Here is a 25,761-nt window from a genome sequence, read left to right on the forward strand (position 1 = left end):
GCTGCGGCGCTGTAGCGAGTTCGACTAGGCGCGAGTCTCGGGGCCTTCGCCCTGGAGCTTCGCTGGCGACTCCTGCTGGGCCTTGAGGAGGTCGCGGATCTCCTCGAGGATGTCCTTCTCGGTCACGGCGGCCTCGACGGCGGGCTTCGGCTTGCCGTGGATGAGGCGGTAGCTCATGTCGTTGAGCTTGTTGATCGGCACGATGATCGCGAAGTACACGACCGCAGCGATCAGGACGAACTGGATGATCGCCGCGATGACCGCGCCGAAGCCGATCTGCGCCCCGGCGATGTTGACGGTCGCGGCCGCGATGTCGTCAGCCTGGAAGATGGTAGCGATGATCGGGTTGAAGATGCCATCGACGATGGCGGTGACGATGCCGGTGAACGCGGCACCGATGATGACGGCGACGGCAAGCTCGATGACGTTGCCACGCATGATGAATTCGCGGAATCCCTTCACGGGGTCCCCTTTCGTTCTGTACTCGCGTACGGAGAAGTTGTCAGTTCAGGAAGAAGCTGAAGTGCTGCTGCTGGAGGTGCTGGAGGCCGCGGCTGGAGCCGGGTCCTTCTTGGCAGGTGCGGGCTTCGACTCGGAGGTGGCCCCCGAAGAGGAAGCGGAGCCGGAGCCGGAGCCCTTCTTGGCGCTGGCCGCGGAGTCGGTCCGGTAGAAACCGGATCCCTTGAAGGAGACGCCGACGGCACCGAAGACCTTGCGCAGCTTGCCTCCGCACGCGTCGCAGACCGTGAGGCTCGAGTCGGCGAACCCCTGCTGGATGTCGAAGGCGTTGTCACATTCGGTGCAACGGTAGGAATAGGTAGGCATAATCTCGCTTTCGGGACCAGGACAGCATAAACGCGCCGGAGGGCCCGCGGGGTAATGCGTCAGAAACGTGTGATCCCGGACGGCGTGACGACGCCATCCACCCGCTCGTCGTGCATCTCGCGGGGGACAACGCCGACGAGTTCGTCGTCGAAGACCACGGCGAAGACGGGCGGCCTGTCGGCCATCGAGCCGAGCGTCCGGTCGTAGTAGCCGCGCCCCCAGCCCATCCGGTAGCCCTCCAGATCGATGGATGCGGCGGGCACGATGAGGAGGTCCGCGTCGCCGAGCGCTATGGGCCCGAGGAGCTCGCCGATGGCTTCGGGGAAGCCGAGCTCGTGCGGGTGCTCCGATTCGCCGTCGGAGACGACCCAGTCGAGGAGTCCGTCTTCACGTGTGACGGGGAGGAGCACGGTGATGCCAGCGTCGCTCGCCCAGTTGAGGAACGGCCTGGTGCTCGGCTCGAACTCGCCGGAGAGGTAGCAGGAGATGCGTGTCGCGCCGTGGGCGACGACGAGCTCCCGCAGGTGGTGCGCGAGGTGTTCGGCGTGCTCCGAGAGCAGCAGCTCTCCGTGACTGCGTCGTCGCTGTCGGATCTCCGCGCGGAGGGCGCGCTTCTCGGTCTTCGCGTCGGTCGCCATGGCAAGGAGCCTAGCGAAGGGCACGTGCGCGGCTCACGAGCGGCCGACGCGCGAACCCGCAACAGCCTCGGCGCGATGACGCGCGTGGGGCCCTGCGTTTCGCGACGACCTGCGAGGGCCATACGATACGGCCTATGTCCTCGCGCATCACAAAGGCCGTTATTCCTGCTGCGGGTCTCGGGACGAGGTTCCTGCCCGCGACGAAAGCCATACCGAAGGAGATGCTGCCGGTGGTCGACCGGCCAGCGATCCAGTACGTGGTCGAGGAAGCGGTCGAAGCCGGCCTGTCGGACGTGCTCATGATCACCGGACGCAACAAGACGACCCTCGAGAACCACTTCGACCGGGTCGCCGAGATCGAGGCGCTCCTCGAGGCGCGGGGCGAGACGGAGAAGCTCGCGAGGGTGCGGGCGGCGACGAATCTCGCCGACGTGCACTACCTGCGTCAGGGCGACCCGCTCGGCCTCGGGCACGCTGTGCTGCGCGCGCGTCAGCACGTCGGCGACGAGGCGTTCGCCGTGCTGCTCGGTGACGACATCATGGCGGGTGGCGGTTCGCTGCTCTCGCGCATGATCGAGGTGCACGAGGCGACGGGGGCGAGCGTCGTCGCCCTGCAGGAGGTCGACCCGGCCATGATCTCCTCCTACGGGGTCGTTGCCTACGACGCCGCCTCGAGCGTCGCGGAGGGTGTGCCGGGCGCCGGTCCGGACACGATCCAGATCACGGGTCTCGTCGAGAAGCCGTCTGTCGAGGACGCGCCCTCGAACTTCGCGGTCATCGGCCGCTACCTGCTGCGCCCCGAGGTCTTCGCCGTGCTCGAGCAGACGGAGCCGGGCGCCGGGGGAGAGATCCAGCTCACCGACGCCCTCCAGGTGCTGGCCGCGAACCGGGCGGAACTCGGCGGTGTCGTGGGCGTGGTCTACCGTGAGCGTCGCTTCGACACGGGGAACAAGCTCGACTACATCAAGGCGATCGTCGAGCTCGCCGTCGACGACCCCAAGCTGGGTCCGGCGCTCAGCCCGTGGCTGCGGCAGTTCGCGAAGTCGCTCGCAGAGTAGACTCCGCTTCCTATGAGCGCTTCCGTTCCCACGCTGACGCACGGCCCGGTGTCGCTGCGTCCCATCAGGGTCCGGGATGCGCGGGAACTCGAGTCAGTGCTGCTCGCGAACCGCGAGTGGCTGCAGCCGTGGGAGGCGACGAGCCCTGGTGGTGGCGGTCGCTGGGACGTGCGCGGCGGCATCCGATCTCTGCTGTCCCAGGCCTCGGCGCACACGGCCCTGCCGTTCGTGATCACGTACGAGGGTCGATTCGCCGGCCAGCTGACGGTGTCTGGCATCAGCTACGGTGCCCTGTCCTCGGCGACACTCGGCTACTGGGTCGCGCGTGACTTCGCGGGGAAGGGGCTCGCGACTATCGCGACGGCGATGGCCACCGACCACTGCCTGCAGGGGCTCGGTCTGCACCGCATGGAGATCTGCATCAGGCCCGAGAACGCGAAGTCGCTGCGGGTCGTCGAGAAGCTGGGCTTCCGGTACGAGGGCCTGCGTCGTCGGTACATCCACATCGACGGCGACTGGCGCGACCACTTCTGCTTCGCCGTCGTGCGCGAAGAGGTGCCGCAGGGGGTGCTGCGACGGTGGCGCGAGGGCGCCGCCGACGAGCGTGAGGCGCAGGTGCCCGAGGCTGATTGGGAGCGGACGTCGACCCCTCTTCGCTGAGGTTCCTCCTGCGCGTCGCGAGAAGTTCAGGATTGCCGAATCTGACACTCCGCAGCAATCGGCGGCCGCGGGTGCGTCCGCCCTTAATGTTGACGCCATGCAGTTCGGCAGCAGTCTCGTCCTCGCCCTGGCGGTGACGCTCTGGCTCGCCTATTTCGTGCCGACGTGGGTGCGCCGCCGCAACTACCTCGCCACCGAGCAGAACGCCATCCGCATGCAGCAGGCCCTGCACTCGCTCGCGACCACGAGCGATCTCGGTGGGGCTCGCGTGCGGGCCGACGGGCGTGGCGTGAGCGAGCAGGAGCGCCGCATCAAGCGTGCGAGGGCCGAGGCCGAGCGCGCGGAACGTGAACGCGATGAGGCGGCTCGTCGGGCCCTGCCTGCCGTGACCGTGCCCCGCTCTGCGGAAGACCGCCAGCGCGCCGCGCGTGCGACGCGACGCGGTCGTCTCGTCACCTCTCTTGTGACGCTCGTGGGCATCGTCGCGGTCGGAGTGGGCATCGCGCTCGGCGCGACCGCCGGGGTCTGGTGGGTGCTGGTCGCCGGCGTGGTGACGGTGCTCGCCGGCGTTGCGGGCCTGCAGCGGCTCGCCCGCATCGCGAACGCGCAGCGGCTCGCGGCTCGAGTGGCGGTTGGCGCCGAGCGCCGGCCGAAGGCCGAACGACGCGCGGACGCAACGATCGACTTCTCGGTGAGCGACGCGGCCCGCCCCGCAGCTCAGCCAGCCGCCGAGGTCCAGGTCACTGAGCCGCTCGACGGCTGGGTTCCCGTTCCAGTGCCGAAGCCCCTGTATCTCGAGCGTTCGTCTGCGGAGTCGCTGACTGCTCCTGAGGAGGAGTCGGGGACACCCGGGCGACCCGGCCCGGACGGTCCTGGCGGCGGGGTGGAAGTCGAGAAGGTCAACCATCTCGAGCTGCTTCGTGAGGCAGCGCGTCGGTCCGAGCAGAAGATCCGGGATGCGCACGCGCAGCCGGGGATCGCGACGTTCTCGACCCGTGCTTCCGCTGCGATGCAGGGAGTGCCCCTGGCGCAGACCGCAGCCACTCGTGCCGGGCTGGCCCAGTCGTCGCCGCAGCTGAGCGAGGCCGTGCTGAACCCCATCGTGGTGGCTCCGGTCGAGAAGCGGCCGAGCCGCTGGGCGAGCATGGGCATTCTGGACGAGGTCGAGCCCGGCATGGGCGATCTCGACGCCGCGCTTCGGCGTCGCCGCGTCGGCTAGTCGCCGCCAGGCGGTGCAGGCGATCCACTAGTGTGGTCGGATCATGGCAACACCAGTAGACGGCGACCCGTTCGCGAAGACCGACGACTCATCGATCGATGTGCCGAACGGGATCTTCGCGGCCGGCGATGAGACGCTCGACCGCACCGGCGCGACGAACGCTCGTCTTCTCCTCGGTGGTCCCTTCGCGCGCTTCCGTGCCGCTCCGGCTGCCGCCCGGGTGAGCTGGTTCGTGGCCGCCGTCGCACTTGTGGTCGTCGTGGTGGTGATCCCCGTCTCGATCGGCTCGTTCGCCTCGGTCCGCAAGGAGTCGCTCGCAGCGTCCACGGCTGCCCCTGCGCAGCCGGCCGTCGTCGTCCTGAGCCCGGAGACCCTCGCTGTGAGTGCGCAGGTCGACGCGATCGAGCCGGCGTACGTCATGTCGAACGGTCTTGTGACGGACGAGTCGAAGACCAAGATGGGCGACCTGCTCGCGACGGCTCGGGATCAGATCGACGCGAACGACGCCGCCGGCGCCACTTCGACGATGCAATCCGCCGTGCCGTACTTCGTCGCGGAGTACTCGCAGCGGGTTGCGACCGCAGCGGAGACCGAGGTCGAAGAGTACGACCAGTCTGAGTGGGAGACCGATGAGCGGCTGGCTGAGCTCATCGAGATCGTCCGCGCCAACGCGCAGGGTCAGGATCTGACGGCGCTGGTCGCCGCGGTCATCGAGATCCCGCAGGTGGTTGGCGACGCCCGAGCCGAGCACTTCGGCAACCGCCGCACCTACGTTCCGCCTGCTCCCACGACCGCTGCGCCTGCCCCCTCGGCGCCTGCGGCGACGCAGCCGCCAGCGACCGAGGCTCCGCAGATGACGCAGGCGCCTGCGCCGTCGCAGGCTCCGGAGCCGGAAGAGACGAAGCCCCCGGAGCCGAAGCCGGAGCCGCAGCCCAGCGGTGGCCCCAACTTCACATCGGCCCCCAACGGCGACTGACCCGGCCGCCCCTCAGTTCTCTGCCCGGCCGATCTTCCAGTACCCCGAGAAGGTGATCGAACTCGGCGGCAGGTCGCACTGGCGGACGAGGTGTCGGCGGATGACCTTCACCGTCGACGATTCGCCGGCCAGCCACGCGTAGAACGAACCGGAGATCTCCGTCGCGACGGCCCAGGCATCCACGGCCTGGGTGAGCCGCTCGCCGTACGGGTGCTGCCCTCTCACGAGCCACGTGACGACGACGTCCGCGTTGCCGGTGGGGAGGGGAACGCAATCGGCGGCCGAAGGGACTTCGAGGAACACGCTCGCCGCGGTCGTCGTCGGGAGGTGCTGCAGGATGTTGCGCACGGCCGGCAGCCCCGTCTCATCGGCAGCGAGCAGGAGGCGCCGCGCCCCGTGGGGTTGGAAGTCCATGCCGCCGGTCGAATCCTCGGCTCGGACGTCGGGGCCGACGACGATGAGCTCGTCCCCGGGCCTGGCGTTCGCCGCCCACGCGGTGGCGGGGCCGGCCGGCTGGTGGAGGACGAAGTCGATGTCGATCTCCCGGAGCGATGGGCGCGTCGCACTGGGTGTGTAGGTGCGGATGGGGTTCCGCTGCTCGTCTGGCAGCGTGCGCCACTTCGAGTACCAGTCGGTGAGCGCGGGTGCTGGAGAGTCCTTGATACCGAAGTCGCCGTAGCTGCCGTCGGCGTGCTGGAAGACGAGTTTGATGCGGTGATCGTTGCCGTGCGGTGCGAAGTGCTCGAGGCCGTCGGCACCGAGCGTGATCCGCACGTAGCTGGGGGAGACGCGAGCCACCCGCTTGACCTGGGTGACGAACGGCGGGAATGGCGTGTAGTCCTCGGTCATGCAGGCATTGACGTGGGAGACCGCTGCACGAGGGCGGAGTGGGCGAGGGGAACGACGAGCGGCGTGCGCGTCTCAGGGTCCGGCACGATTCGTGCTCGCACGCCGAAGACCTCGGCGACGAGCTCCTCGGTGACGACGCTTGCCGGGGGCCCTTCGGCGATGAGCTCGCCCGCGTTCAATGCGATGAGGTGTGTCGCGTAGCGTGCTGCCTGATTGAGGTCGTGCAGGACGGCGATGAGGGTCTTGCCTTGGCGGTGCAGCTCGGCGCAGAGTTCGAGGACGTCGATCTGGTGCGCGAGATCGAGGTAGGTGGTCGGCTCGTCGAGAAGTACGACGGGGGTGTCCTGTGCCAGCACCATGGCGATCCACACGCGCTGGCGTTGACCGCCGGACAGCTCGTCGACGCTGCGCTCTGCGAGGTCGGTGAGGCCGGTCCGCTCGAGGGCTTCCTCAACCGCGTCGTCGTCGTCGTGAGACCACCGCTGGAGGATGCCCTGGTGCGGGTGCCGGCCACGCGACACGAGGTCGGCGACGGTGATCGTGTCGGGGGCGATCGAGGACTGGGGGAGCAGCCCGATGCGCTTGGCGAGCTCCTTGGCCTTGAGGGTGCGGATGTCCGTGGAGTCGAGGAGCACGCTGCCGCCGGCCGCGGGAAGCAGACGGGCGAGCGAGCGCAAGAGGGTGGATTTGCCGCACGCGTTGGGTCCGACGATGACGGTGAAGGAGTTCGCCGGGATGGTGACGTCGAACCCATCGAGGACGGTCCGCTGGTCGTAGGCGACCGTGAGGGCGGCGGCGCGCAGCTCTCCGCTCACGCGAGGCTGCGCTTGCGAGCGTCGGCGATCGGCGGTGCACTCGCAGGGGTGAGCTCGGTGGTGTCTCGCATGTTGTGGACCTACTTCGTCTGGCGGGCACAGGCTAGGCTTGCCTTGCTCCCGAGTATCCCACGGTTCGGTGGTGTCCGGTGTTGAGAGTCCGGTCCTGCGCCTCCCGGGACGCTCCGCGGTTCAGGCGATGAGGGCGTGCGCGCGGTACTGGCCCGGGGTCATCGCGAGCACTCGCCTGAACGCGTCGATGAACGTGCTGGTCTGCGCGTATCCCAGTGATCGCGCGACGAGCGCAACGCTGTGCCCGTTCGAGAGCTGCTCGAGAGCCGACTGCACGCGGACCAGCTGGCGCCAGCTGTGGAACGAGACGCCCGTCTCGTTCTGGAAGATCCGGGCGAGCGTCTTGCTGCTCACTGCGAGCGATTCGGCCCATTCGTCGAGCGATCGGCGGTCGCCCGGGTCTGCGCTGAGCACGTCTGCGATGGGCAGGATGCGCTGGTCGCGGGGCATGCGGACGCGGAGGTCGTGCGACGTTGGGGCGAGGTTGTCGAAGAGGACCCGCTCGATGTTGCGGCGCTGCACCTGGGTGAGATCGGCGGCCTGGAGGCGGGCCAGCAGTTCCTGCAGCAACGGCGTGACCGTCACTCCGTAGGCGTCTCGGGGGCGGAGGAATGACTCTCGCTCCGAGAAGAACGTCGCTTGGAATTCGCAGTCCGAGGAGACGCGACTGGTGTGGACGATGCCGGCCGGGACCCAGACGGCGAAGTGAGGCGGCACCACCCAGACGCTCCGCTCTACGACGAGCTTCATGATCCCGTGCTGCACGGAGAGGAGCTGGCTCACGGGATGCGAATGCGGCTCCCATTGGACAGCGTGGCCCTGCTCTCGCCTCGGCAGGGTTCTCGCGGCGGGAAGCAGAGCGAGAGGCGGGGAGACGTCCGGCTCGATCACGGAGGTGTTCGAGTCACGTTGCCACGTAGGCGGGAGTCCGGAGGTGCGCATACCTCGAGATGGTACACACTGTAGGACCGTTCCAAACGATCCGTATGAGTAGTCAAGAAGCTCATAGGGATTCCTCCAATGTTGACGTCCGCAATCCAGGATCGTGGAACCTGATGCGGGATGTACGGTGACTTTGATTCGGCGACGGCTCGCGCGGGTCGCGTTGGCAGTCCGTGCTGCCCAGTGGTAATGTTTCCTCCCGTCAGGGCCTATGGCGCAGTTGGTAGCGCGCCTCGTTCGCATCGAGGAGGTCAGGAGTTCGAATCTCCTTAGGTCCACACCACTGAGGGCCCGATCACTCGATCGGGCCCTCTTTTCGTGCGCTACGCGTCGCTGGCTTTCAGCTGAGGTCGCGGTATCGCTTGGCTTCGGCGAGTGCCGCCACCAGCTGGGGTTTCGTCGCTCGGGCGCCGTAGCCCGGGGTGTCGCGCTGGATGCGCCATCCCTCGGCGAGCGGCGTCACCTCGACCGTGTCGAAGCCGAACTGGTCGTAGATTCCGCGGACCACGTCGAGGGCGTCCTGGCTGTCGCTGGCCGCGACCAGAGCGCGTCGTTCGGCGTCTTCCGCGGGGCGAGCGTCCCTGGTGATGTCGGCGGCGCCGATGTGATTGAACGCCTTGACGACCCGCGACTGGGGGAGGTGCTGCTGGAGCAGCTCGGATGTGGTGGTGGTCTCGTCGTCGAGTTCGGCGATGGCACCGTCGCGCTGCGGATAGTAGTTGTTGGTGTCGAGCACGATCTTGCCGGCGAGTGCCTCGACCGGCACGGCGCTGTATGCGTGGAGCGGGATGGTCACGACGGCCACCTCCGCGGCTTCGGCAACTTCTATGGCCGTCGCCGCGCGTGCCGTCGGCCCGAGTTCCGCGACGAGCGACGCGAGCGTCTCCGGCCCGCGGGAGTTGCTGATGACGACGTCGTACCCCGCCTCCACCGCCTTCCGAGCGACCTGGCTGCCGATATTGCCTGCACCGATGATTCCGAGAGTTGTCATGCTCGAACCAACCCCGGATGCGCGCGGAATCTTCCGATGTGACAGCGCGTGACGGCAGGTGACGTCGCTAGAATCTGGACGACACGAGGGAGCTGACATGGCAGGCCATCGCATCTACGGGACCGCGTTCGCGGACGTCTACCCGCACTACGTCACGAAGGCGGAGCGGAAGGGGCGCACGAAGGCCGAGGTCGATGAGATCATCCGCTGGCTCACCGGGTACTCCGAGGAGCAGCTCGACGGGACCATCGAGCGCCGCGTCGACTTCGAGGGCTTCTTCGGCGATGCGCCGCTCATGCAGCCGAACCGCGCCCTCATCAAGGGCGTCGTCTGCGGCATCCGAGTGGAGGAGATCGAGGAGCCTCTCATGCAGGAGATCCGCTACCTCGACAAGCTCGTCGACGAGCTCGCGAAGGGGAAATCGATGGAGAAGATCCTCCGGAGCTGACTCCGCCTCCCCGCGGGGACGTGCGCGTCGGCGCGCCGTGACGGTAGCGTGAATGCGTGAGCGCCCAGAGCATGCCAGGCAAGCCGGCCGCACCCCTCCGAGGTGGTGGGCCTGCCGGCGAGGGCGCTCGGCGCGCGGGACGCATCACGGGCCTCGACCTCGCGCGCTTCCTGGCGCTCATCGGCATGATGGCAACGCACGTGTGGGTCACCAACTCTGACGGATCCACGCCCGCCCTCGCCGCGTTCCTCGGAGGCAAGGCGGCCGCCCTCTTCGCGGTGCTCGCCGGGATCGGCGTCGTGCTCACCACGAGGAAGCAGCGGGACCGCCGCGCCTTCGGGGCGGCTGCCCTCAACGTCTTCGGGCGAGGCCTGGCCCTCATGGTGATCGGAATGACCCTCGGCCTCGTGCCCGGCCCGATCGCCGTGATCCTGGTCTACTACGGACTCGTGTTCTGGCTCGTCGCGCCGCTCCTCCGGCTCTCGAACGTGTCGCTGCTCATGGTCGCGACCGCCTGGGCCGGGCTGTGGCCGTTCCTGTCGATGCTCCTGCGCGCACCCCTCAACGTCGGCTCCGAGCTCGGCACACCCAGCTGGCTCGACCTCGCGCATCCGCTCGAGCTCCTCCGGGGGCTCTTCGTCACGGGCACCTACCCGGTGCTGACCTGGGTGGTCTACGCGATCGTCGGCATGGTGGTCGGGCGGATGCTCCTCGTCGCCCGCGAACGCGGCACGATCCTGCAGTTGAGCCTCGGACTCACGGCCGTGGGATCAGTGCTTGCGCTCCTGGGCGTCGGCATCAGCATGCTGCTCGCCGGGCCGTTCGGCGGTCTGAGCTCGATCAGCGCCTCGACGGGTGCCGGAGATCAGGCGTCCGAGCTCTTCTACTCCGCCGCCTTCGGCACCACCCCGACGGACAGCGGCTGGTTCCTGGCATCGCCCGCCCCTCACTCCGGGACGACGTTCGACCTGGCGATCACGGCGGGCACCTCACTCATCGCCATCGGCCTGTGCCTCGCCGTCTGCCTGCGACTCGGCGACGCGACACTCCGCGTCCTCGGACCGGCTCTCGGTGCGGGGGCGACACCGCTGACGATCTACACCCTGCACGTCATCGTGGCAGGGGTCACCTATACGGCGCTGGTCCACGGCGGTGTGCTCGCGGATGCCCCGGAGCTGTTCTGGCTTGTCTCGAGCGCCCTGATCTGGCTTATCCATGTCGCGTGCGCGCTCGCCGTCGGCGCCGTCTTCTTCTTCTGGTGGCGGCGTCGGGGCCCGCTCGAGGCGGCCGTGACCTGGACAGGGCAGCGATTCGCGTCCCTCATGGATGCGCGTCGCGAGTGAGCGCGCCGAAGGTGCGCAGGCGGAGACGGCGCCCGCCACCGGGACTCGGTGGGCGGGCGCCGTCTGCGTCAGGCTGCGCGCTACTTGCCGGCGAGCGCCGTCTCGATCTGCGGGGCGACCTGGTCGATGGCGTACTGCACGGCGAGCGTCGTGCCGAGTGAGTACGCCGAGGCGACGTCGCCGTCGATGACGACGGCACGCCCGTCCGCGACTGCGGGAATCTGCTGCCACTGCGCGTCATCGGTGATGGCCGACTTCTCGATGAAGATCGGGAACGCGACAATCAGGTCTGCGTCGAGCAGGTCGAGCTGCTCGTTGGAGACGGTCGAGGTGAAGCCAGACTCGGCGACAGGGAGCTCGGCGATCTTCGGGCTCTGCACGAAGCCGAGGTTCTCGAGGAACGCGACACGCTCGCTGCCGTCGATGTACGCGCCCCAGCCCTCGGACGTCTTCGTGGCCGCGGTCGCCGTCTTGCCAGCCCACTCCGGGTTGGCGTCTGCGACAGCAGCGAAGGCCGCGTCCACGTCCGCGAGCAGCTCGTCACCCTTCTCGGGGACGCCGAGCGCGCTCGAGATGAGCTGCATCTGCTGGTCGGTCGACGTCAGGTAGCTGTCGCCTCCCTCCGGCACACCCACCGTGGTGGTGATCGAGGAGAGACGGTCGTAGCGGTCCTGGTCTCCGGAGCTCTTCGTGTCGAGGATGAGATCGGGTTCGAGGGCCGCAATCGCCTCGTAGTCGGGCTCCATGGTCTCGATGATGACCGGGGCCGTGTCGTAGAGACCCTCAGCCCAGGGGCCGACACCTTCACCGCCGAACGCCAGCCAGTCCGACGCGCCGACAGGCTGGACGCCAAGCGCGAGCGCCGTCTCGGCATCACCCCATCCGAGGGCGACGATGCGGGTCGGTGCCTCATCGATCGTGACCTCGCCGAACTTGGTGTCGACGACCGCTGGGAACGTGCCACCGGCTGCCGGGGCGGACGTGTCTCCTGCATCGGTGTCGGCGGTCGCGGAGCATCCCGTCAGCAGGAGAGTGGCTGCGGAAGCGAGGGCGAGGCCCTTGGCGAGGTGTTTCATGGAGACCTTCTGTCTGAGTGAGCGGCAGTCGATGTAGGTTAGCCTAAACTCGGTTGTCGTGACGACAGAAGTGAAAGCCGGGCCACCTGGCGGCGTGGTCCGTTCCGCGGCAGGCTCGACCAAGCGCGTCTCAGCGGCGCGGCGAGGCTCCATGCTCCTGATCTCGACCCTCCTGCTCGCCCTCGCCTGCGCCCTCAGCATCGCGATCGGCTCCCGGGAAGTGCCGCTCGGGCAGGTCTGGGCCGCGGTCACCGGGGGAGACGTCGACCAGGCCACGCGCACGGCGATTCTCGACCTGCGTGTCACGCGCACCATCATCGGCCTGCTCGTCGGCGCCGGCCTGGCAGTCGCTGGTGCCATCATCCAATCCGTCACCCGGAACCCCCTCGCGGACCCCGGCATCCTCGGCGTCACCTCGGGGGCATCCTTCGCCGTCGCGCTCGCCGTGGCCGTGCTCGGCGTGACCAGCCCCAACGGATACGTGTGGTTCGCGTTCCTGGGCGCCGCGGCGACAACCGTGCTCGTCTACTTCCTGGGCAGCGGAAAAGGCGGGCCGAACCCGCTCAGGCTCACACTCGCCGGCATGGCGTTCGGGGCAGTGCTGAGCGGCATCATCGCCGCGATCCGCTTCTCCGACCCGCAGCGGTTCAACGCCCTGCTCGTGTGGGAGTCCGGCTCCTTTCAACTTCGAACGCTCGAGACCACGCTGCCGGTCGCGCCGTTCGTCGTCGCAGGAGTGGTGCTGGCGCTCTCGCTGGGCCGCTCGCTGAATGCGCTGGCGCTTGGCGACGACCTCGCCCACTCGCTCGGCTCCTCGGTCGCGCGCACCAGGGTGCTGTCCATCGTCGCCGTCACGCTGCTCGCGGGAGGCGCCACGGCGATCGCCGGCCCCATCGCGTTCGTCGGCCTCATGGTGCCGCACCTCGCACGGGCCATGGTGGGCCAGGATCAGCGCTGGATCCTCGGACTCAGCGTGCTCCTCGGTCCCTCTCTCATGCTCGTCGCAGACGTCCTCGGCCGGGTCGTGCTCCGGCCAGGCGAGCTCCCCGTCGGCATCGTCACGGCGTTCATCGGCGCCCCGGTGCTCATCGCACTGGCACGCCGGAAGAAGGTGAGCGGCCTGTGACCAGGCAGGACATCACGCCGCGGCGCGATCATCGACCTGGACCGTCGAGGCCCGCAGGTCCTGCGAGGGTGGCGCGCGAGCTCCGACTGCGGCGCACCGTCGTGGTGACGCTCATCCTCAGCGGCATCGCCGTCCTGCTTGCCGTCGTGGCGCTCGGGCTCGGCAAGTACCCGCTCACCCCCATCGAAGTGCTCGAGGCGGTCTTCGTCCCCGACGGCGGCTTCGCAACGACCGTCGTGCTCGAGTGGCGAGCGCCGCGAGTCGTCGCGGCACTCGTGTTCGGGGCGGCCCTCGCCGTCTCCGGCGCGCTCTTCCAGTCGCTGACGAGGAATCCGCTCGGCTCGCCAGACGTCATCGGGTTCTCGACCGGCGCGTACACGGGTGCCGTCATCGTCATCATCGCCGGCGCGGGCACCTTCGTCGGGACGGCACTCGGAGCACTCGCCGGCGGCCTGCTCACGGCCATCCTGGTCTACGCCCTCGCACGTCGGGGAGGTGTCAGCAGCTTCCGCCTCATCGTGGTCGGCATCGGCGTGACGGCCTTCCTGCACGCCCTCAACACCTGGATGCTCCTGCGCGCGCAGACGGAGGTCGCGATGACGGCGTCCATCTGGGGCGCCGGGTCGCTTGCGCTCGCCCAGTGGTCGCAGCTGGTGCCCGCCGCGGTCATCCTGATCCTCCTCGTGCCCGCCGTCGCGCTGCTCGCCGGCCCGCTGCGGCAGCTCGAACTGGGCGACGAGACCGCGAGGAGCCACGGCGTGCGGGTCGAGCCGACACGCTTCGCAGTGCTCATCGTCGGCGTCATGCTGACGGCAGTCGTGACCGCGGCGACGGGCCCCATCGCCTTCGTCGCGCTCTCGGCGCCGCAGCTCGCGCTGCGTCTCGAGCGCGGGCCGGGTGTGCCGATTCTGTCCTCCGCGGTCCTCGGGGGAGTGCTGCTGCTCGCGGCCGACCTCGTCGCGCAGCACGCGCTCGGCGGCGCTGTCCCGGTGGGAGTCGTGACGATCGTCATGGGCGGTGCCTACCTGGTCGTCCTGCTGGCGCTGCAGGCCCGGCGGTAGGGCGAGGCGCGCGTGCTGTGCTTGGATTGCATCATGCTCAGCAAGCACCACGACGACGCGGTCGGGGAGTGACCTCCCGGGCTGACCGGCGGGCGCGCATCGCCGTCGCCGCCATGTTCCTCACCAACGGGGCGCTCTTCGCGAACCTCCTCCCTCGGTATCCTGGGCTCAAAGCAGAGCTCGCGCTCAGCAACGTCGAGTTCGGGCTCGTCGTCGCCGCCTATCCGAGTGGCGCGCTCCTCGCAGGGCTCGCCGCGGCCGCGCTCATCCGCCGCTTCTGGTCGTCGCGCCTCGCGGTGGCCGGCACGGCGATCACCAGCGTCGCCTTGTTCGCGGCGAGCTTCGCGCCGAACGGGCTGCTGCTGGCAGCGGCGTTCGCGCTCGGCGGTGCGGCGGATGCGCTCACCGACGTCGCGCAGAACTCGCACGGACTGCGAGTTCAGCGCCGCTTCGGGCGCTCCATCATCAACGGATTCCATGCGATCTGGTCGATCGGCGCAGTGCTCGGCGGGCTCATGGGAGCGGCGGCCGTGGCGCTGCACGTTCCCCTTCCGCTGCACCTCGGCATCAGCGGCGTGCTCTTCACGATCGTGGCGGTTCTCGCGTACCGGTGGATGATCCCGGGCCCAGAGCACGACGACGTCGAGGTGTCGACTGCCGGAATCAGGGTCGTGCAAGCGGGCACGGCGTCTCGGGGTGGGTCGGCGAAGTACGTCGTGCTCCTCGCGCTTGTCCTCCTGACCGTCGCCGGCTCGGTGGTCGAGGACTCGGGCAGCACCTGGGCGGCCCTCTACCTCGCCGGCTCGCTCGATGCCCCTCAGGCGCTCGCCGCGTTCGGCTTCATCGCGCTCGTGGGCGCGCAGTTCGTCGGGCGGATGCTCGGGGACCGCCTCGTCGACCGGTTCGGGGAGCGCCGAGTCGCGCAGGCGGGTGGTCTCGTGACGGCGCTGGGCATGGGGGTCGCCTTGCTGTTCCCGAGCGTTGGCGGGACCATCGCAGGGTTCGCCGCTGCAGGCTTGGGTATCGCGACGCTCGTGCCTGCCGCGCTGCACACGGCTGATGAGCTGCCCGGGTTCAAGCCGGGCACGGCTATCACGCTCGTCTCCTGGCTCATGCGACTCGGGTTCCTCGCGGCACCGCCACTCGTGGGGCTGCTTGCCGATGCCACCTCGCTGCGGGTGGGTCTCATCGTGGTGCCGGTCGCGGGGATCGTCGCGTTCCTGTGCGCTGGTGTGCTCGCCGGGCGCCACCGCAGGCACGAATAAGCAGACAGGGGAGCTGGGATGCAGGAATCAATGGACCGCGTGTTCGAGATCGTGGCGGTCGTCGTCGAGGTCCTCGGTGCCGCCGCGATCATCATCGGCATCATCGTCGCGATCGTGCTCGCCGGCTTGGCGCTCCTGCGCGGGCAGGGAGGAACGGCCGCTCTTGCGACGCTGCGCACGTCGCTCGGGGCTGGCATCCTCCTGGGGCTCGAGGTGCTCGTCGCCGCCGACCTCGTGCGCACCATCACGTCGAAGCCCTCGCTGGAGGACGCGCTCATCCTCGGACTCATCGTGGTGATCCGGACGGTGCTGAGCATGTCGATCCAGATCGAGATCGAGGGGGTGCTGCCGTGGCGTCGGGCCCTCACCACGAGCGGCGCGCAGGTGCTCGCCGATCAGGTGCGAGCTGCGCGGCGCCCGCCCATCGGCGAGGACGGAGCGGCGGGAGTCCACGGCACCGACCCGCGGTGACGGCTGCGGCCCGCGCCCGTTCCAGGCGCGGGCCGCAGACTGCGGTGCGGGTCAGACGCCCAGGACGGCGCGCAGCATGTGCGCGACGCGCGCGCGGTTGCTCGGCGTGTCCTGCCAGGCGAGCACACGCCCGAGCGAGTCGACGACGTGGAAACCGGCATGGGCGATGCAGCGGGCTTCGGAGGCGGAGAACTGCGGCTTGACCGCGCGCAGCAGCCCAGCCCACTCCTCGATGTGGTCCCGCTGCAGGGCCAGCAGGCGCTCACGCTCTTCGTCGCTGAGGTTCGTCGACTCGGCGATGTAGACCTGCAGCAGCTTGTGGTGCGCGAGCTGTGCTTCGACGTACGCGTCGATCAGGCCATCCAACGCGGCATCGTTGGAATCGACGGCCGCGAACACGTCACGCGTCACCTGACCGAGGTACTCGGCGGCCCGGGAGCAGGCGGCTGCGAGGATCCCGCTCTTGCTCTCGAAGTGCCGGTACACCCCGGAGGCCGTGATGCCGACGGCACCGCCGATCTCCTCGATGCTGACGAGGTTGTATCCCCGCGCGAAGAACAGGTCGATCGAGTGCGCGACGATCTGCTCGCGCTTGGCGGTCGACGGGATCCCCGTGGCGGCAGGAGCGACGTACGCCTCCGTCTCGGGGAGGTCGGCGTCGAGGGCACGCTGCGAGGCAGTGCGCAAGTACTCGGAGGTCGCCGCGGAGATGCTCGTCCGGTGCATGGACACGCTCGCGAGCACAGCGAACGCCGCCCGGCTCTGCAGCGCGCGGTCCTCGCTGCTCAAGCCTGGACGCAGCTCCTTCAGCACGCTCGAAAAGCGTCCGTAGACCTTCGCGAGGCGCTGGTCCACCGAGGCGCGGTCGGCCGGTTCGAGGTAGCGAGACTCCCAGCGGATGATCTCGCCGGTCCCTCGGCACTTGATGAGACTGTCGAGCGTCGCGTGGATGAGCGCAGCAGCCCGCTCCTCGGCGGGGGCACCGGCGGCGACGGTGGTCTCGGTGACGTCATCCGTTGCGCCCTCGACGGCGTCGACGATACCGAAGGCCGTGTGCTTGAACAGGTCGTACTTGTTGGCGAAGTGGCGGTACAGGGCCGGGGCGGAGATGCCGACCGAGGCAGCCACGTCGCTCATGCTCACCTGGTGGTAGCCCCGAAGCGCGAACGCCTGCGTGGCGGCCGACTCGATGCGCTGCTTGCGGTCCTTGGGGCGGATTGTCGGAGTGTGAGGCCACGTGGGGGGAGTGGTCATGGAGGGGGTGTTGCTCCGTTCAAGATCTGGTGCTGGTAGTGAACGAGGTCTTCGGCGCTCGGGGGTTCGCCTCTCGCCTCAGAAGGATACCCGTCCTACCGGTGGTTCTTCTTCGAACACACCCGATCTGCGGAGCGCGAACGGTGTCGTCCGTGAACGACGAATGCCACCCTGTCGAGGACAGGGTGGCATTCGAGAGCTCGCGCGTTAGGGCTGCGAGCGCCTGGTGCGTGCAAGGAGCATTGCACCGGCCACCAGGAGCAAGGCCGCTGCAGCCGCTGCGAACGGTGCCAGAGTCTCGGCTCCGGTCGTCGCGAGGCTGCTCCCCGGAGCAGGCGTGATCGTCGGCGTCACAGGAGGATGCGAGGCACTCGTTGGCGTCGGCGTGAGGGCTGGTGTCGGTGTCGGTGTCTTCGTGGCGGTTGGTGTCGGCATTGGCGTCGGCGTGGTGGTTGGCGTCGGCGTGGCAGTCGGCGTCGGTGTCGGCGTGGCAGTCGGTGTCGGTGTCGGCGTCGTCGGAGGCGTTCCCGTGCCGTTTCCGCCGCCCTGCTGTTTGACCGTCGTGATGTGCTCGACGGTGCTGCCGTCGACGTTCGCGCTGTTGCCGAACTTCTGCCCGAGCACGAGAGGGCCCGTTGCGGTGGTCGTGTACATGAGGCGGTATCGAGCGTCAGACGTGATCGGACCCGCGAACGTGAAGGTGTAGCTCAGCAGGTCATCACTCACCGAGACGGAGTACTCGGACGGGTCGACGTCCGTGAGTTCGCCGTCCCCCGTGGCTGCGGCGAAGGAGAACGACCCGGGATCGATCTCGTGGGGCGCGAATCCTGCGCCAGCATTGAGCGCATCCGTGATCGTCAACGTCTCCTGGCCGGCGAACTGCGAACCGGGCACGTAGATGCGCCACGTCATGCTGCCACTGGCCGTGATCGGGAAGGAGTCCTTGACCAGCGACGTCACCGGCGGCTCACCGGCCGGGACGCCGATACCGCCGCCGGGGAGGGGGACAACCGTCACGACGCCGTCGACCACGAAGTCCAGTCCGTCCTTCTCCGTGACCTCGCTCGCCTCGGCCCAGAACCACAGGTCGCCGGCAACGTCCTGGAGCGCGTCGACGCGGTCGGTGAGGGTGCAGGTCACCACCGGGGCGTCATCGTCGCTGACGGTGCAGTTCGCGACGGTCGTGTCCGGGTCCTCCGGCGCGGAGATCGAGAACGTGCCGGCGCCCGCTATGCCGAATTCCGAGGGGAGCGTGATGCCGAACGTCTCACCCGCCGTCGCCCCAGTTGGGACTGACCATTCTGCGTCGATGCGGAGCCAATCCCACTTCTTCGCTTCCTCCGTCGATGAGCCGCTGTTGGTCGTGATCGTGATCGACGAGGGATCGATCGCGGTCGGATAGGTGAAGTCCGCTTCCGCGGCACCCGCCGTGGTGATGCCGCCGCCGATGGCGAGTGTGCTCGCGGCGAGCGTTGTCGCGAGAGCGAGGCTGGTTCTGCGGTGTTCCGCTCGGTTCGTCTGTGTTGCGCTCAATCTTCCCCCTGAAGTCGGTGTGGTGCGCGCGGCATGGCGCGCGGCCCGAACAGGGTAGGCAGGAGCCTCGTCGAGTGCCCGCATCTCAGGGGAGGGTGGTGCCGGATTTAGTCCGCTTCGATAGCTCACCAACCCGGAGCTGCGTCCGCATACAAACACAGCGAGTGCGACCCGAAGGTCGCACTCGCTGGGCGTGGTCAGCTCGTCGGAGGACGAGGACCGCTGAGAGCCTGTATTTAGAGCGGGCGGATGCTCTCGGCCTGGAGACCCTTGGGTCCCTGGGTCACATCGAACTCCACGCGCTGGTTCTCTTCAAGCGTGCGGAAACCCTGGACGTCGATTGCGGAGTGGTGCGCGAAGACGTCGGGCGTTCCGTCGTCCGGAGCGATGAAGCCGTAGCCCTTGTCTGCGTTGAACCACTTCACGATGCCAGTTGCCATGTTTTTCTTCCTTCATTGTTATGCAGCCCGTACTTCGGGCGATTGATCCGCGTACGGATCTGTGCTTATTAGGCACGGTCTATTTCGCGCAGGACTGCGCTGTCCGAATCTGGAGCGATTCGGGTTGCTGTTCACGACAGCGTGAACGAGCAAAGATCAGGGGTGGATAAGTACTTGGGTCGGTGCTGTCTGGGGGCAGTTCCGATTCGGATGGGGCGCGCGCTCGACCCGTATTCACTGCGGTGCTACTGGACGGCTTCCCGACACTCAGCGCGTAAGCCCAACGCTATCACGCTCTGCGCCCGCTATCGCGGGCGAATTCAGGCGAAAATCGTCACGCGGGGTCATAGGCCGGAAACCCACCGTCTGGTCAGCTCTGGGTGGCGTCGACATTGCCGAGTTTCCGGTACCCGCAGAAGGTGACCGGTGCTTTCGGAACGCGGTCCAGGTGGTGATGTTGGACATGCGGCGCTTCTCAGGGGTTAGGTTGACCTCAGTGATGAACCGGCATCCGACGAGCGTGAGTTGGAATGCTCGACCGAGCGCTCCCTCTGCCTCGGAACGGCCGGGCGGGCGCCACCGCGTCTACGCTGGAGCGTGAATGCGTACCATTGAGAGCCAGCGAAGGAGTGGATCGCATGACGGGTGATGAGGCAATCTCGCCCGTGCGCGCGCTCCGCGCCCTCCACGCGGCACGGCGGTCCGACCGTGCATCCGGGCTCGGAGGACGGCGCGTGGAGCTCGACGGGGGTCCCGTCGAAGTCCTCGAGTGGCTCTCCTCCCAAGGGCGCAAGCACGACAACCTCCTGGTCCTCGATGAGCGACGTTCGGTGACCGCGGGAGCCCTCGCCGAGCTGCTTCCGGACGCGCACGTGCTTGCGCCGTCTCTCGACGACCTCGGCTGGGCCCAGAGGTCAGAGGTTGCTCCGTCGACCAGCATCCCGGCTGTCGTTCAACTGCTCGACCACTTCTCCATCGAGCGCGCAGTGCTTGTCGGAGCTGCGGACGCCGCAGACCTCGCCGTCGCCGTCGCCGGAGCGCATCCAGATCGTGTGGGGGCGCTCGTGCTGGTCAACGGTGGTATCGGGCCGTCTGAGGAGCGCGCCGGCGTGACCGAGGGCACCGGGTCCGGTTCGCGCGACGCCCTGTCAGGGCTGCGGGTGCCCGTTGCCTTCCTGTTCGGTGGGCCCCTGGCCGAGTCCATGGGCTACACACCCGCATCGGTCCGAGCGACCACGTCCTGGCTGCGGCACGTCGACGCGCAGCATGTGGCTGCGGACGAGCATGAGCAGTTCGAGGAGCGGGCGCTCGCTCTCGTCGCCGACATCGTCGAGGCACAGCTCGCCGCGGTGCGTGCGCGGGCGGCGCATCCCGCGACCGGCTCCCACCGCGTGATCACGCCGGTCGACGACGCGAACTGATCGCCGCTCGCCCGCTGTCTGAGCGACTGCGCGCGGCGTCGTCGTATGCTGGACAGTTGCACATACGGGCGCGTCGAGCCCGGAGAAGTATTGGATGGTCTATGAGCGTCGCAGCTAGCGTCGAGCCACGCACGAACACGAACCCGGGCAGCTTCGTCGTCCGAGAAGCCCGAGTGGACGAATTCGAGGCCGTTGGGGCGCTGACGGTTCGCTCCTTCGACGCTGGCTCCCACGGCAGCGCACGGTGGCGCGAGTGGCGCCGACCTGCGGAGCGGGACGTCGTCGCGCGAAGCGAGGCCGGCACGGTGCTCGTGGCGGTCGCCGATGGCAGCGAATCGCAGGCCTCCATGGTGATCGGGACGACGACGGTCCTTCGCGCCGGAACGGACCCCGCACGTCTCGCACGCGGGGACGAGGCCGAGCTGCGTTTCACCGCGGTGGCTCCCGAAGCGCGAGGCGCGGGAGTTGCGGATGCCCTGGTCCACGCCGGCCTCGAGCTCGCCCGCCGGGGTGGCGCGAGGGCGGTCGTCCTCGACGTCGGTGCCGCGAACACGCAGGCCAGACGGCTGGCCGAGCGTGTCGGATTCGCCAGGGTGAAGGGCCGGGACACCGAGGACGAGACCGCCCGCGTGGAGCTGGCCTACCGCTACGACCTGACGCAGACCGAGGGCATCCGCATTCGCCTGGTCAGACACGGTGAGATCGAAGCCATCGGCAGGCTCACCGAGCGTGCCTACAGCAACGACTACGAGGTGACGCCGAGCTACGCGGAGGACCTGCGCGACGCCGCCAGCCGCGCGCGACGCGATGAGGTCTGGGTGGCCGAGGATATCGCTACCGGGCAGATCCTCGGCTCGGTGTGGACGCCGAGGCCTGGGGAGCGGATCTCCCAGCTCGCCCGGCCGGGAGAGCTGGACTTCCGTATGCTCGCGGTCGCTCCTGAAGCCCGAGGCCGAGGCATCGGTCAGGCGCTCGCCGGCCACGTCATCGCGCTCGGCCGTGACCGCGGGGCATCGCGCGTGGTCATGAACAGCGGGCCGGAGATGCTCGGCGCCCACCGCCTCTACGAACGCCTCGGATTCGTGCATCTCACCGACCGTGAGGGCCCGAAGGAAGTGGCCCCCGGCATCGTTGTGCACCTCTACGCCTTCGGCTACGACCTCAGCGCCTCACCGGCAGTGGAGATCTGACGCTTCTAGACTCGGTGCATCCAATCTCTCGTTCAGCGGTGAGGAGCAGACGATGCCCAGATACGAGCGCTTCGACGCAGGGGACCCCTGCTGGGTGGAACTCGCGACATCGGACCCGCGGGGGTCGGCGTCCTTCTATTCCGCGGTTCTCGGCTGGACGCTGGAGGACATGGGTCCGGAAAGCGGGCACTACCACCTGATCGAGGCCGGTCGCCTCCCCGACGGTGGCTCAGCAGTCGTCGGCGGGCTCGGTGCGGCCGAGTCCGGCCAGCGGGCCTCGTGGATCGTGTACTTCGTGGCACCGGATATCGAAGCGGCCCACGCACGCGCCCTCGGTGCGGGCGCGTCATCGCTCGTCGAGCCGAGCGATGTCATGGAGCAGGGGCGGATGGCGCTGCTCGCCGACCGGCAAGGCGCGACGTTCGGACTCTGGCAGCCCGGTGGCCGCCGAGGCTTCGACGCCTGGGGTGAGCCTGGTACCACCGCGTGGTTCGAGCTGCACACGACCGAGCTGGACGAGGCGACCGAGTTCTACGCGGCGGCCACGGGGTTCGACCCGCACCCCATGGCTGGGCCGCCCGAGTTCCGGTACACGCAGTTCGGGCCGAGGCCGGACGGTGAGGATGCACGCTTCGGTGCCTTCGAGGAATCGGCCTGGAGCGGGACCGGCACCAGGGGTGCAGCGCAGCGGCCAGACGCCGAGTGGGTCGTGTACTTCGTGACGCCCTCCGTCGATGAAGCCACGTCCAGAGCTCGCAGCCTCGGGGCAGACGTGCTCGGCGAGCCCGCGGACACCCCCTTCGGAAGGATGGCGAACCTCGTCGATCCGTTCGGCGCGGGCTTCTGCCTGGTCGAGGCGATGGAAGGGGCTGGAGAGTGAGGGCACCCATCGAGTACGGGCCGCATGACCTGACGGGTCGCCGCTACCTGATCACCGGGGCCTCGACGGGGCTCGGCTTCTTCACGGCGAGGAGCCTCGTCGGACGGGGCGCGGACGTGGTCATCACGGGCCGCAGCGCCACGCGCCTCGCCGCGGCTGCAGCCGGGACCGGACGTCCTGACCTCACCACCACGCTGCCGTTCGACATCGCCGAGCTGGGGGAGGTCGAAGTTGCCGCGCAGACGCTGCTCGATGGGCAGAGCGGCGGAGGCGGGTTCGACGGCGTCGTGCTCAACGCCGGTGTCGTTCATCCGCCCGCAGATCGCGAGACGACGAGCGACGGCATCGAGCGGGTCTTCGCGACCAACGTGCTCGGACACTTCGCCCTGCTGAGCCGCCTGACGGCGGGGGAAGCGCTCCGCGAGAGCGCGGCGGTCGTGTGGCTCGGCAGCATCGCGCCCGCCCTGACTCGCGCGCACCTGCAGGACGTGCAGCTGCGCGGCGGTTACACGTCGTGGAACGCGTATGCGCAGTCGAAGCTCGCGACGCAGGTGCTCTCCATCGAGGGCGATCGGCGGGCGCGCGGCGCCGGCGGGCACGTGCGGAGCCTCGTCGCGCATCCGGGATACTCGACGGGTGGGCTCACGCCGACCATAGCGGGCGTGCACGAACCCTCGGTGGGCAAGCGCGCCATCGACGGGCTGCTCGCCTTCGCTGCCCAGGGCAAGGATGATGGCGCCCTGTGCCAGCTCCGGGCCGTGACCGACCCGGAGCTCCGTGGCGGGGAGACCATCGTCCCGGCCCGTCTCACGCGAGGGCGCCCGGTGCTGGGCACCTCGCACTGGCGCAGCTACGACAGCGAGCTGGGCGAGCGCCTCTGGGACTACTGCGCGTCGCTCGCCGGCGCCGCGCCCGACTTCTCGGCGATCTCGGCGCGGACCTGATCCATGTCGACGTTCTCGAGCGCCTCGATGAGCTTCTCCACCCCGGCGAGGGGCATCGCACCGGGCTCGCGGTAGAGCAGCACACCGTCACGGAATGCCATCAGCGTCGGAATAGACGTGATCTGCAGGCCAGCGGACAGCTCCTGGTTGCTCTCGGTGTCGACCTTCGCGAACGTGATGTCGTCGTGGCGCTCCGACGCGGCGGAGTAGATGGGACCGAACTGACGGCACGGGCCGCACCATTCTGCCCAGAAGTCCACGAGCACGATGCCCGAGGAGTCGACCGTGTCCTTGAACGTCTCAGTGGTGATGTCGATGGTTGCCATGCGTCTCCTATCTCGGGGCGTACGGGGAGCACAACGCCCCCAGCAGTCACGCTATTCCGCAAGCTCTGAACGTGGCCTTCGCGAGGGGCGTAGCATCCACCCTCGTGGAAACTGTCTCCCGCCCCTGGCCCGCCCTCTGGGCCCTCGTCATCGGCTTCTTCATGATCCTGGTCGACTCCACGATCGTCTCCATCGCGAACCCCTCGATCCTGCGGGACCTGCAGACCGACATCACCGCGGTCATCTGGGTCACCAGCGCCTACCTGCTCAGCTACGCCGTGCCGCTCCTCATCACCGGCCGGCTCGGCGACCGCTTCGGGCCCAAGCGCATCTACCTCATCGGCCTCGTCGTGTTCACGCTCGCCTCCCTCTGGTGCGGCCTGTCGGGAGACATCGGAACCCTGATCGCCGCCCGCGCGGTCCAGGGCCTCGGCGCCGCGCTCATGACACCGCAGACCATGTCCGTCATCACCCGGATCTTCGCGCCAGACAAGCGCGGCGCCGCGATGGGCCTCTGGGGTGCGGTCGCCGGCGTCGCCACGCTGGTCGGGCCCATCCTCGGAGGGTTCCTGGTCGACGGCCTCGGCTGGGAGTGGATCTTCTTCGTGAACGTGCCGGTCGGCGTCGTGGCGTTCATCCTGGCCTGGCGCCTCGTGCCGAGCCTCGAGACGAAAGCGCATTCCTTCGACTGGCTCGGGGTCGTGCTGAGCGCCGTCGGCCTGTTCCTGCTCGTGTTCGGCATCCAGGAGGGCCAGACCTTCGACTGGGGGCAGATCGCCGGACCCATCTCGGTGTGGAGCCTCATCGTGGCCGGCGGTGTCGTGCTCGCCGGCTTCGTGGTCTGGCAGCGCTTCAATCGAAGGGAGCCCCTCCTGCCGCTCGGTCTCTTCCGGGACCGGAACTTCACGGTCGCCAACCTCGCTATCTCCGTGCTCGGGCTCGCGATCGTCTCCATGCCGCTGCCCATCGCCTTCTACTTCCAGACTGCGCGTGCCCTCGAGCCCACCCAGGCGGCGCTCATGCTCGTGCCCATGGCGGTCGTCTCCGGAGTCATGGCGCCCTTCGTCGGCCGGCTCACCGACCGAACCCAGCCGCGCTGGATCGCGTTTGCCGGCTTCCTCATCGTCGCCGTGTCGCTCGCCTGGCTGTCGCTGCTCATGACGGCGGATCGGCCGCTCTGGCAGCTGCTCATCCCGCCCGCATTCCTGGGTCTCGGACTCTCGGGCCTCTGGGCTCCGCTCGCGACGAGCGCGACGAGGAACCTCCCGCCGGCGCTCGCGGGGGCGGGTTCGGGGGTCTACAACATGACGCGCCAGGTCGGGTCCGTGCTCGGCTCGGCCGCGATCGCGGCGCTCATCAGCTCGCGCCTCGCGGCTGAACTGCCGGGGATGCCGGCGGAGGCTGCCGAGCAGAGCAGCGGCGAGCTGCCCGCCGCAGTCGCCGAGGGTTTCTCGACCGCGATGGGGCAGGCGCTGCTCCTGCCGATCGCTGCGTTCGTCGTTGGGGCGGTCATCGTGCTCTTCTTCGAGAAGCCCCGAGTCGAGGAGACCGCGCGGGCCGAGAGCCGCGCATAGGCGACCGAACCGAGACGAAGCCGGCCGCCGCGAGTGCGGCGACCGGCTTCGTCCGACGAGGTTCGTGCGGTTACGGGACGAACGGACCGAAGACCGGGGTCCACTCGTAGACATCGGTCTGGCGGATGACGCCGACCTGCGCGAACGGATCGGCGGGGATCAGCTCGCGCAGCGACGCTTCGTCGTCGCTCTCCCACAGGAGCAGCGCGCCGGCGTGGGGTGCTGCCCACGGGCCTGAGGCCTTCAGGATGCCCGCATCCTTCTGCTCGCCGAGCCAGGCTCGGTGCGCGGGGCGGTGCTCATCGCGGGTCGCGTCTGAATCGTCGTCGTAGTGATAGATCGTGGCGAAGATAGGCACGGAGGC

General features: G+C 68.8%; 28 protein-coding genes and 1 tRNA gene. 16 read left to right on the forward strand and 13 right to left on the reverse strand.

All coding sequences use genetic code 11. The features are described 5' to 3' along the window. Nucleotides 1–24 precede the first annotated feature (24 nt). From mscL to HDC34_RS07040, 3 genes are read right to left on the reverse strand one after another with little or no spacing between them, the layout of a single operon-like run. Nucleotides 25–462 carry a large conductance mechanosensitive channel protein MscL gene (gene mscL / locus HDC34_RS07030; RefSeq protein WP_104253781.1) on the reverse strand — a complete coding sequence of 146 codons (438 nt, stop codon included), beginning with the start codon at nucleotides 460–462 and terminating at the stop codon, nucleotides 25–27. A 45-nt stretch (nucleotides 463–507) separates the two neighbouring features. After that, nucleotides 508–825, reverse strand: coding sequence for an FmdB family zinc ribbon protein (locus HDC34_RS07035; RefSeq protein ID WP_104312437.1), 318 nt, complete (start codon nucleotides 823–825; stop codon nucleotides 508–510). A gap of 59 nt (nucleotides 826–884) precedes the next feature. After that, nucleotides 885–1,463, reverse strand: coding sequence for a 5-formyltetrahydrofolate cyclo-ligase (locus HDC34_RS07040; protein ID WP_179556357.1), 579 nt, complete (start codon nucleotides 1,461–1,463; stop codon nucleotides 885–887). Between the two features lie 134 nt (nucleotides 1,464–1,597). On the opposite strand from HDC34_RS07040, the gene HDC34_RS07045 reads away from it, so the two are divergent. The 4 genes from HDC34_RS07045 (at nucleotide 1,598) to HDC34_RS07060 (ending at nucleotide 5,376) form a co-directional block, all read left to right on the forward strand. Beyond that, a complete protein-coding gene (locus HDC34_RS07045) occupies nucleotides 1,598–2,521 on the forward strand; it encodes a UTP--glucose-1-phosphate uridylyltransferase (protein WP_179556358.1) in 924 nt (307 codons plus the stop codon). Nucleotides 2,522–2,533: 12 nt separating this feature from the next. Continuing rightward, nucleotides 2,534–3,181, forward strand: a complete 648-nt coding sequence (locus HDC34_RS07050) for a GNAT family N-acetyltransferase (protein WP_179556359.1) — start codon at nucleotides 2,534–2,536, stop codon at nucleotides 3,179–3,181. Nucleotides 3,182–3,278: 97 nt separating this feature from the next. After that, nucleotides 3,279–4,400, forward strand: coding sequence for a hypothetical protein (locus HDC34_RS07055; RefSeq protein ID WP_179556360.1), 1,122 nt, complete (start codon nucleotides 3,279–3,281; stop codon nucleotides 4,398–4,400). 43 nt (nucleotides 4,401–4,443) lie between these two features. Beyond that, nucleotides 4,444–5,376, forward strand: a complete 933-nt coding sequence (locus HDC34_RS07060; RefSeq protein ID WP_104312432.1) for a hypothetical protein — start codon at nucleotides 4,444–4,446, stop codon at nucleotides 5,374–5,376. A 12-nt stretch (nucleotides 5,377–5,388) separates the two neighbouring features. Here the strand turns inward: HDC34_RS07060 and HDC34_RS07065 are convergent, their stop codons facing one another. The 3 genes from HDC34_RS07065 to HDC34_RS18180 all read right to left on the reverse strand — a co-directional run bounded on the left by HDC34_RS07065 (nucleotide 5,389) and on the right by HDC34_RS18180 (nucleotide 7,895). Beyond that, nucleotides 5,389–6,225, reverse strand: coding sequence for a siderophore-interacting protein (locus HDC34_RS07065; RefSeq protein ID WP_179556361.1), 837 nt, complete (start codon nucleotides 6,223–6,225; stop codon nucleotides 5,389–5,391). Further along, entirely contained in the window at nucleotides 6,222–7,040 is an 819-nt protein-coding gene (locus tag HDC34_RS07070; protein ID WP_179556362.1) for an ABC transporter ATP-binding protein, read from the reverse strand. The genes HDC34_RS07065 and HDC34_RS07070 overlap by 4 nt, the downstream gene beginning before the upstream one ends. A 192-nt stretch (nucleotides 7,041–7,232) precedes the next feature. Then, on the reverse strand, nucleotides 7,233–7,895 hold the full coding sequence (locus HDC34_RS18180) for an AraC family transcriptional regulator (RefSeq protein WP_179556363.1): 663 nt from the start codon (nucleotides 7,893–7,895) through the stop codon (nucleotides 7,233–7,235). A gap of 364 nt (nucleotides 7,896–8,259) precedes the next feature. Here HDC34_RS18180 and HDC34_RS07080 point away from each other — a divergent pair. Next, nucleotides 8,260–8,332: transfer RNA gene (locus HDC34_RS07080), tRNA-Ala, on the forward strand. 62 nt (nucleotides 8,333–8,394) lie between these two features. Here HDC34_RS07080 and HDC34_RS07085 read toward each other — a convergent pair. Beyond that, nucleotides 8,395–9,075: an NADPH-dependent F420 reductase gene (locus tag HDC34_RS07085; RefSeq protein ID WP_374757239.1), complete on the reverse strand. Its 681-nt coding sequence runs from the start codon at nucleotides 9,073–9,075 to the stop codon at nucleotides 8,395–8,397. 67 nt (nucleotides 9,076–9,142) lie between these two features. Here HDC34_RS07085 and HDC34_RS07090 point away from each other — a divergent pair, with 67 nt between their 5' ends. Both HDC34_RS07090 and HDC34_RS07095 read left to right on the forward strand, forming a co-directional pair. Next, nucleotides 9,143–9,493 (forward strand): DUF2200 domain-containing protein, encoded by a 351-nt coding sequence (locus HDC34_RS07090; RefSeq protein ID WP_104312427.1) that lies wholly within the window; start codon nucleotides 9,143–9,145, stop codon nucleotides 9,491–9,493. 56 nt (nucleotides 9,494–9,549) lie between these two features. After that, entirely contained in the window at nucleotides 9,550–10,836 is a 1,287-nt protein-coding gene (locus HDC34_RS07095; protein ID WP_179556365.1) for a heparan-alpha-glucosaminide N-acetyltransferase domain-containing protein, read from the forward strand. Between the two features lie 80 nt (nucleotides 10,837–10,916). Here the strand turns inward: HDC34_RS07095 and HDC34_RS07100 are convergent, their stop codons facing one another. Next, complete coding sequence (locus HDC34_RS07100; RefSeq protein ID WP_179556366.1) at nucleotides 10,917–11,912, reverse strand: ABC transporter substrate-binding protein; 996 nt, start codon at nucleotides 11,910–11,912, stop codon at nucleotides 10,917–10,919. A 58-nt stretch (nucleotides 11,913–11,970) separates the two neighbouring features. Here HDC34_RS07100 and HDC34_RS07105 point away from each other — a divergent pair, with 58 nt between their 5' ends. From HDC34_RS07105 to HDC34_RS07120, 4 genes are all read left to right on the forward strand, one after another. Next, on the forward strand, nucleotides 11,971–13,038 hold the full coding sequence (locus tag HDC34_RS07105; RefSeq protein ID WP_308807282.1) for an iron chelate uptake ABC transporter family permease subunit: 1,068 nt from the start codon (nucleotides 11,971–11,973) through the stop codon (nucleotides 13,036–13,038). A 68-nt stretch (nucleotides 13,039–13,106) separates the two neighbouring features. Beyond that, the gene (locus HDC34_RS07110) at nucleotides 13,107–14,099 is read left to right on the forward strand and encodes an iron chelate uptake ABC transporter family permease subunit (RefSeq protein ID WP_308807283.1); all 993 of its coding nucleotides are present in this window, start codon (nucleotides 13,107–13,109) and stop codon (nucleotides 14,097–14,099) included. Nucleotides 14,100–14,167: 68 nt separating this feature from the next. Further along, complete coding sequence (locus HDC34_RS07115) at nucleotides 14,168–15,364, forward strand: MFS transporter (protein WP_258068233.1); 1,197 nt, start codon at nucleotides 14,168–14,170, stop codon at nucleotides 15,362–15,364. Between the two features lie 18 nt (nucleotides 15,365–15,382). Continuing rightward, nucleotides 15,383–15,835, forward strand: a complete 453-nt coding sequence (locus HDC34_RS07120; RefSeq protein ID WP_179556367.1) for a DUF1622 domain-containing protein — start codon at nucleotides 15,383–15,385, stop codon at nucleotides 15,833–15,835. A gap of 51 nt (nucleotides 15,836–15,886) precedes the next feature. On the opposite strand, the gene HDC34_RS07125 is transcribed toward HDC34_RS07120, so the two are convergent. The 3 genes from HDC34_RS07125 to HDC34_RS07135 all read right to left on the reverse strand — a co-directional run bounded on the left by HDC34_RS07125 (nucleotide 15,887) and on the right by HDC34_RS07135 (nucleotide 19,062). Next, entirely contained in the window at nucleotides 15,887–17,089 is a 1,203-nt protein-coding gene (locus tag HDC34_RS07125; RefSeq protein ID WP_179556368.1) for a TetR/AcrR family transcriptional regulator, read from the reverse strand. Nucleotides 17,090–17,296: 207 nt separating this feature from the next. Continuing rightward, nucleotides 17,297–18,622 (reverse strand): Ig-like domain-containing protein, encoded by a 1,326-nt coding sequence (locus HDC34_RS07130; protein WP_179556369.1) that lies wholly within the window; start codon nucleotides 18,620–18,622, stop codon nucleotides 17,297–17,299. A gap of 236 nt (nucleotides 18,623–18,858) precedes the next feature. Beyond that, nucleotides 18,859–19,062, reverse strand: coding sequence for a cold-shock protein (locus HDC34_RS07135; protein WP_068478769.1), 204 nt, complete (start codon nucleotides 19,060–19,062; stop codon nucleotides 18,859–18,861). Nucleotides 19,063–19,700: 638 nt separating this feature from the next. Here HDC34_RS07135 and HDC34_RS07140 point away from each other — a divergent pair. The 4 genes from HDC34_RS07140 to HDC34_RS07155 all read left to right on the forward strand — a co-directional run bounded on the left by HDC34_RS07140 (nucleotide 19,701) and on the right by HDC34_RS07155 (nucleotide 23,497). Next, the gene (locus HDC34_RS07140; protein ID WP_179556370.1) at nucleotides 19,701–20,483 is read left to right on the forward strand and encodes an alpha/beta hydrolase; all 783 of its coding nucleotides are present in this window, start codon (nucleotides 19,701–19,703) and stop codon (nucleotides 20,481–20,483) included. Between the two features lie 101 nt (nucleotides 20,484–20,584). Further along, nucleotides 20,585–21,673, forward strand: a complete 1,089-nt coding sequence (locus HDC34_RS07145) for a GNAT family N-acetyltransferase (RefSeq protein ID WP_179556371.1) — start codon at nucleotides 20,585–20,587, stop codon at nucleotides 21,671–21,673. Between the two features lie 52 nt (nucleotides 21,674–21,725). Further along, nucleotides 21,726–22,553 (forward strand): VOC family protein, encoded by an 828-nt coding sequence (locus tag HDC34_RS07150; protein ID WP_179556372.1) that lies wholly within the window; start codon nucleotides 21,726–21,728, stop codon nucleotides 22,551–22,553. After that, nucleotides 22,550–23,497 (forward strand): SDR family NAD(P)-dependent oxidoreductase, encoded by a 948-nt coding sequence (locus HDC34_RS07155; protein ID WP_179556373.1) that lies wholly within the window; start codon nucleotides 22,550–22,552, stop codon nucleotides 23,495–23,497. Before HDC34_RS07150 ends, HDC34_RS07155 begins: the two co-directional genes overlap by 4 nt. On the opposite strand, the gene HDC34_RS07160 is transcribed toward HDC34_RS07155, so the two are convergent. Further along, nucleotides 23,437–23,823, reverse strand: coding sequence for a co-chaperone YbbN (locus HDC34_RS07160; protein WP_179556374.1), 387 nt, complete (start codon nucleotides 23,821–23,823; stop codon nucleotides 23,437–23,439). The genes HDC34_RS07155 and HDC34_RS07160 overlap by 61 nt on opposite strands. A 104-nt stretch (nucleotides 23,824–23,927) precedes the next feature. Between HDC34_RS07160 and HDC34_RS07165 the strand changes: the two genes are divergently transcribed. Next, nucleotides 23,928–25,397: a DHA2 family efflux MFS transporter permease subunit gene (locus HDC34_RS07165; RefSeq protein WP_179556375.1), complete on the forward strand. Its 1,470-nt coding sequence runs from the start codon at nucleotides 23,928–23,930 to the stop codon at nucleotides 25,395–25,397. A gap of 70 nt (nucleotides 25,398–25,467) precedes the next feature. Here HDC34_RS07165 and HDC34_RS07170 read toward each other — a convergent pair whose 3' ends face one another. After that, nucleotides 25,468–25,755: a YciI family protein gene (locus HDC34_RS07170; RefSeq protein WP_104312416.1), complete on the reverse strand. Its 288-nt coding sequence runs from the start codon at nucleotides 25,753–25,755 to the stop codon at nucleotides 25,468–25,470. Nucleotides 25,756–25,761 lie beyond the last annotated feature (6 nt).

The sequence above is a fragment of the Pseudoclavibacter sp. JAI123 genome (assembly GCF_013409665.1).
In the GTDB taxonomy this organism is placed as follows: Bacteria; Actinomycetota; Actinomycetes; order Actinomycetales; family Microbacteriaceae; genus Pseudoclavibacter.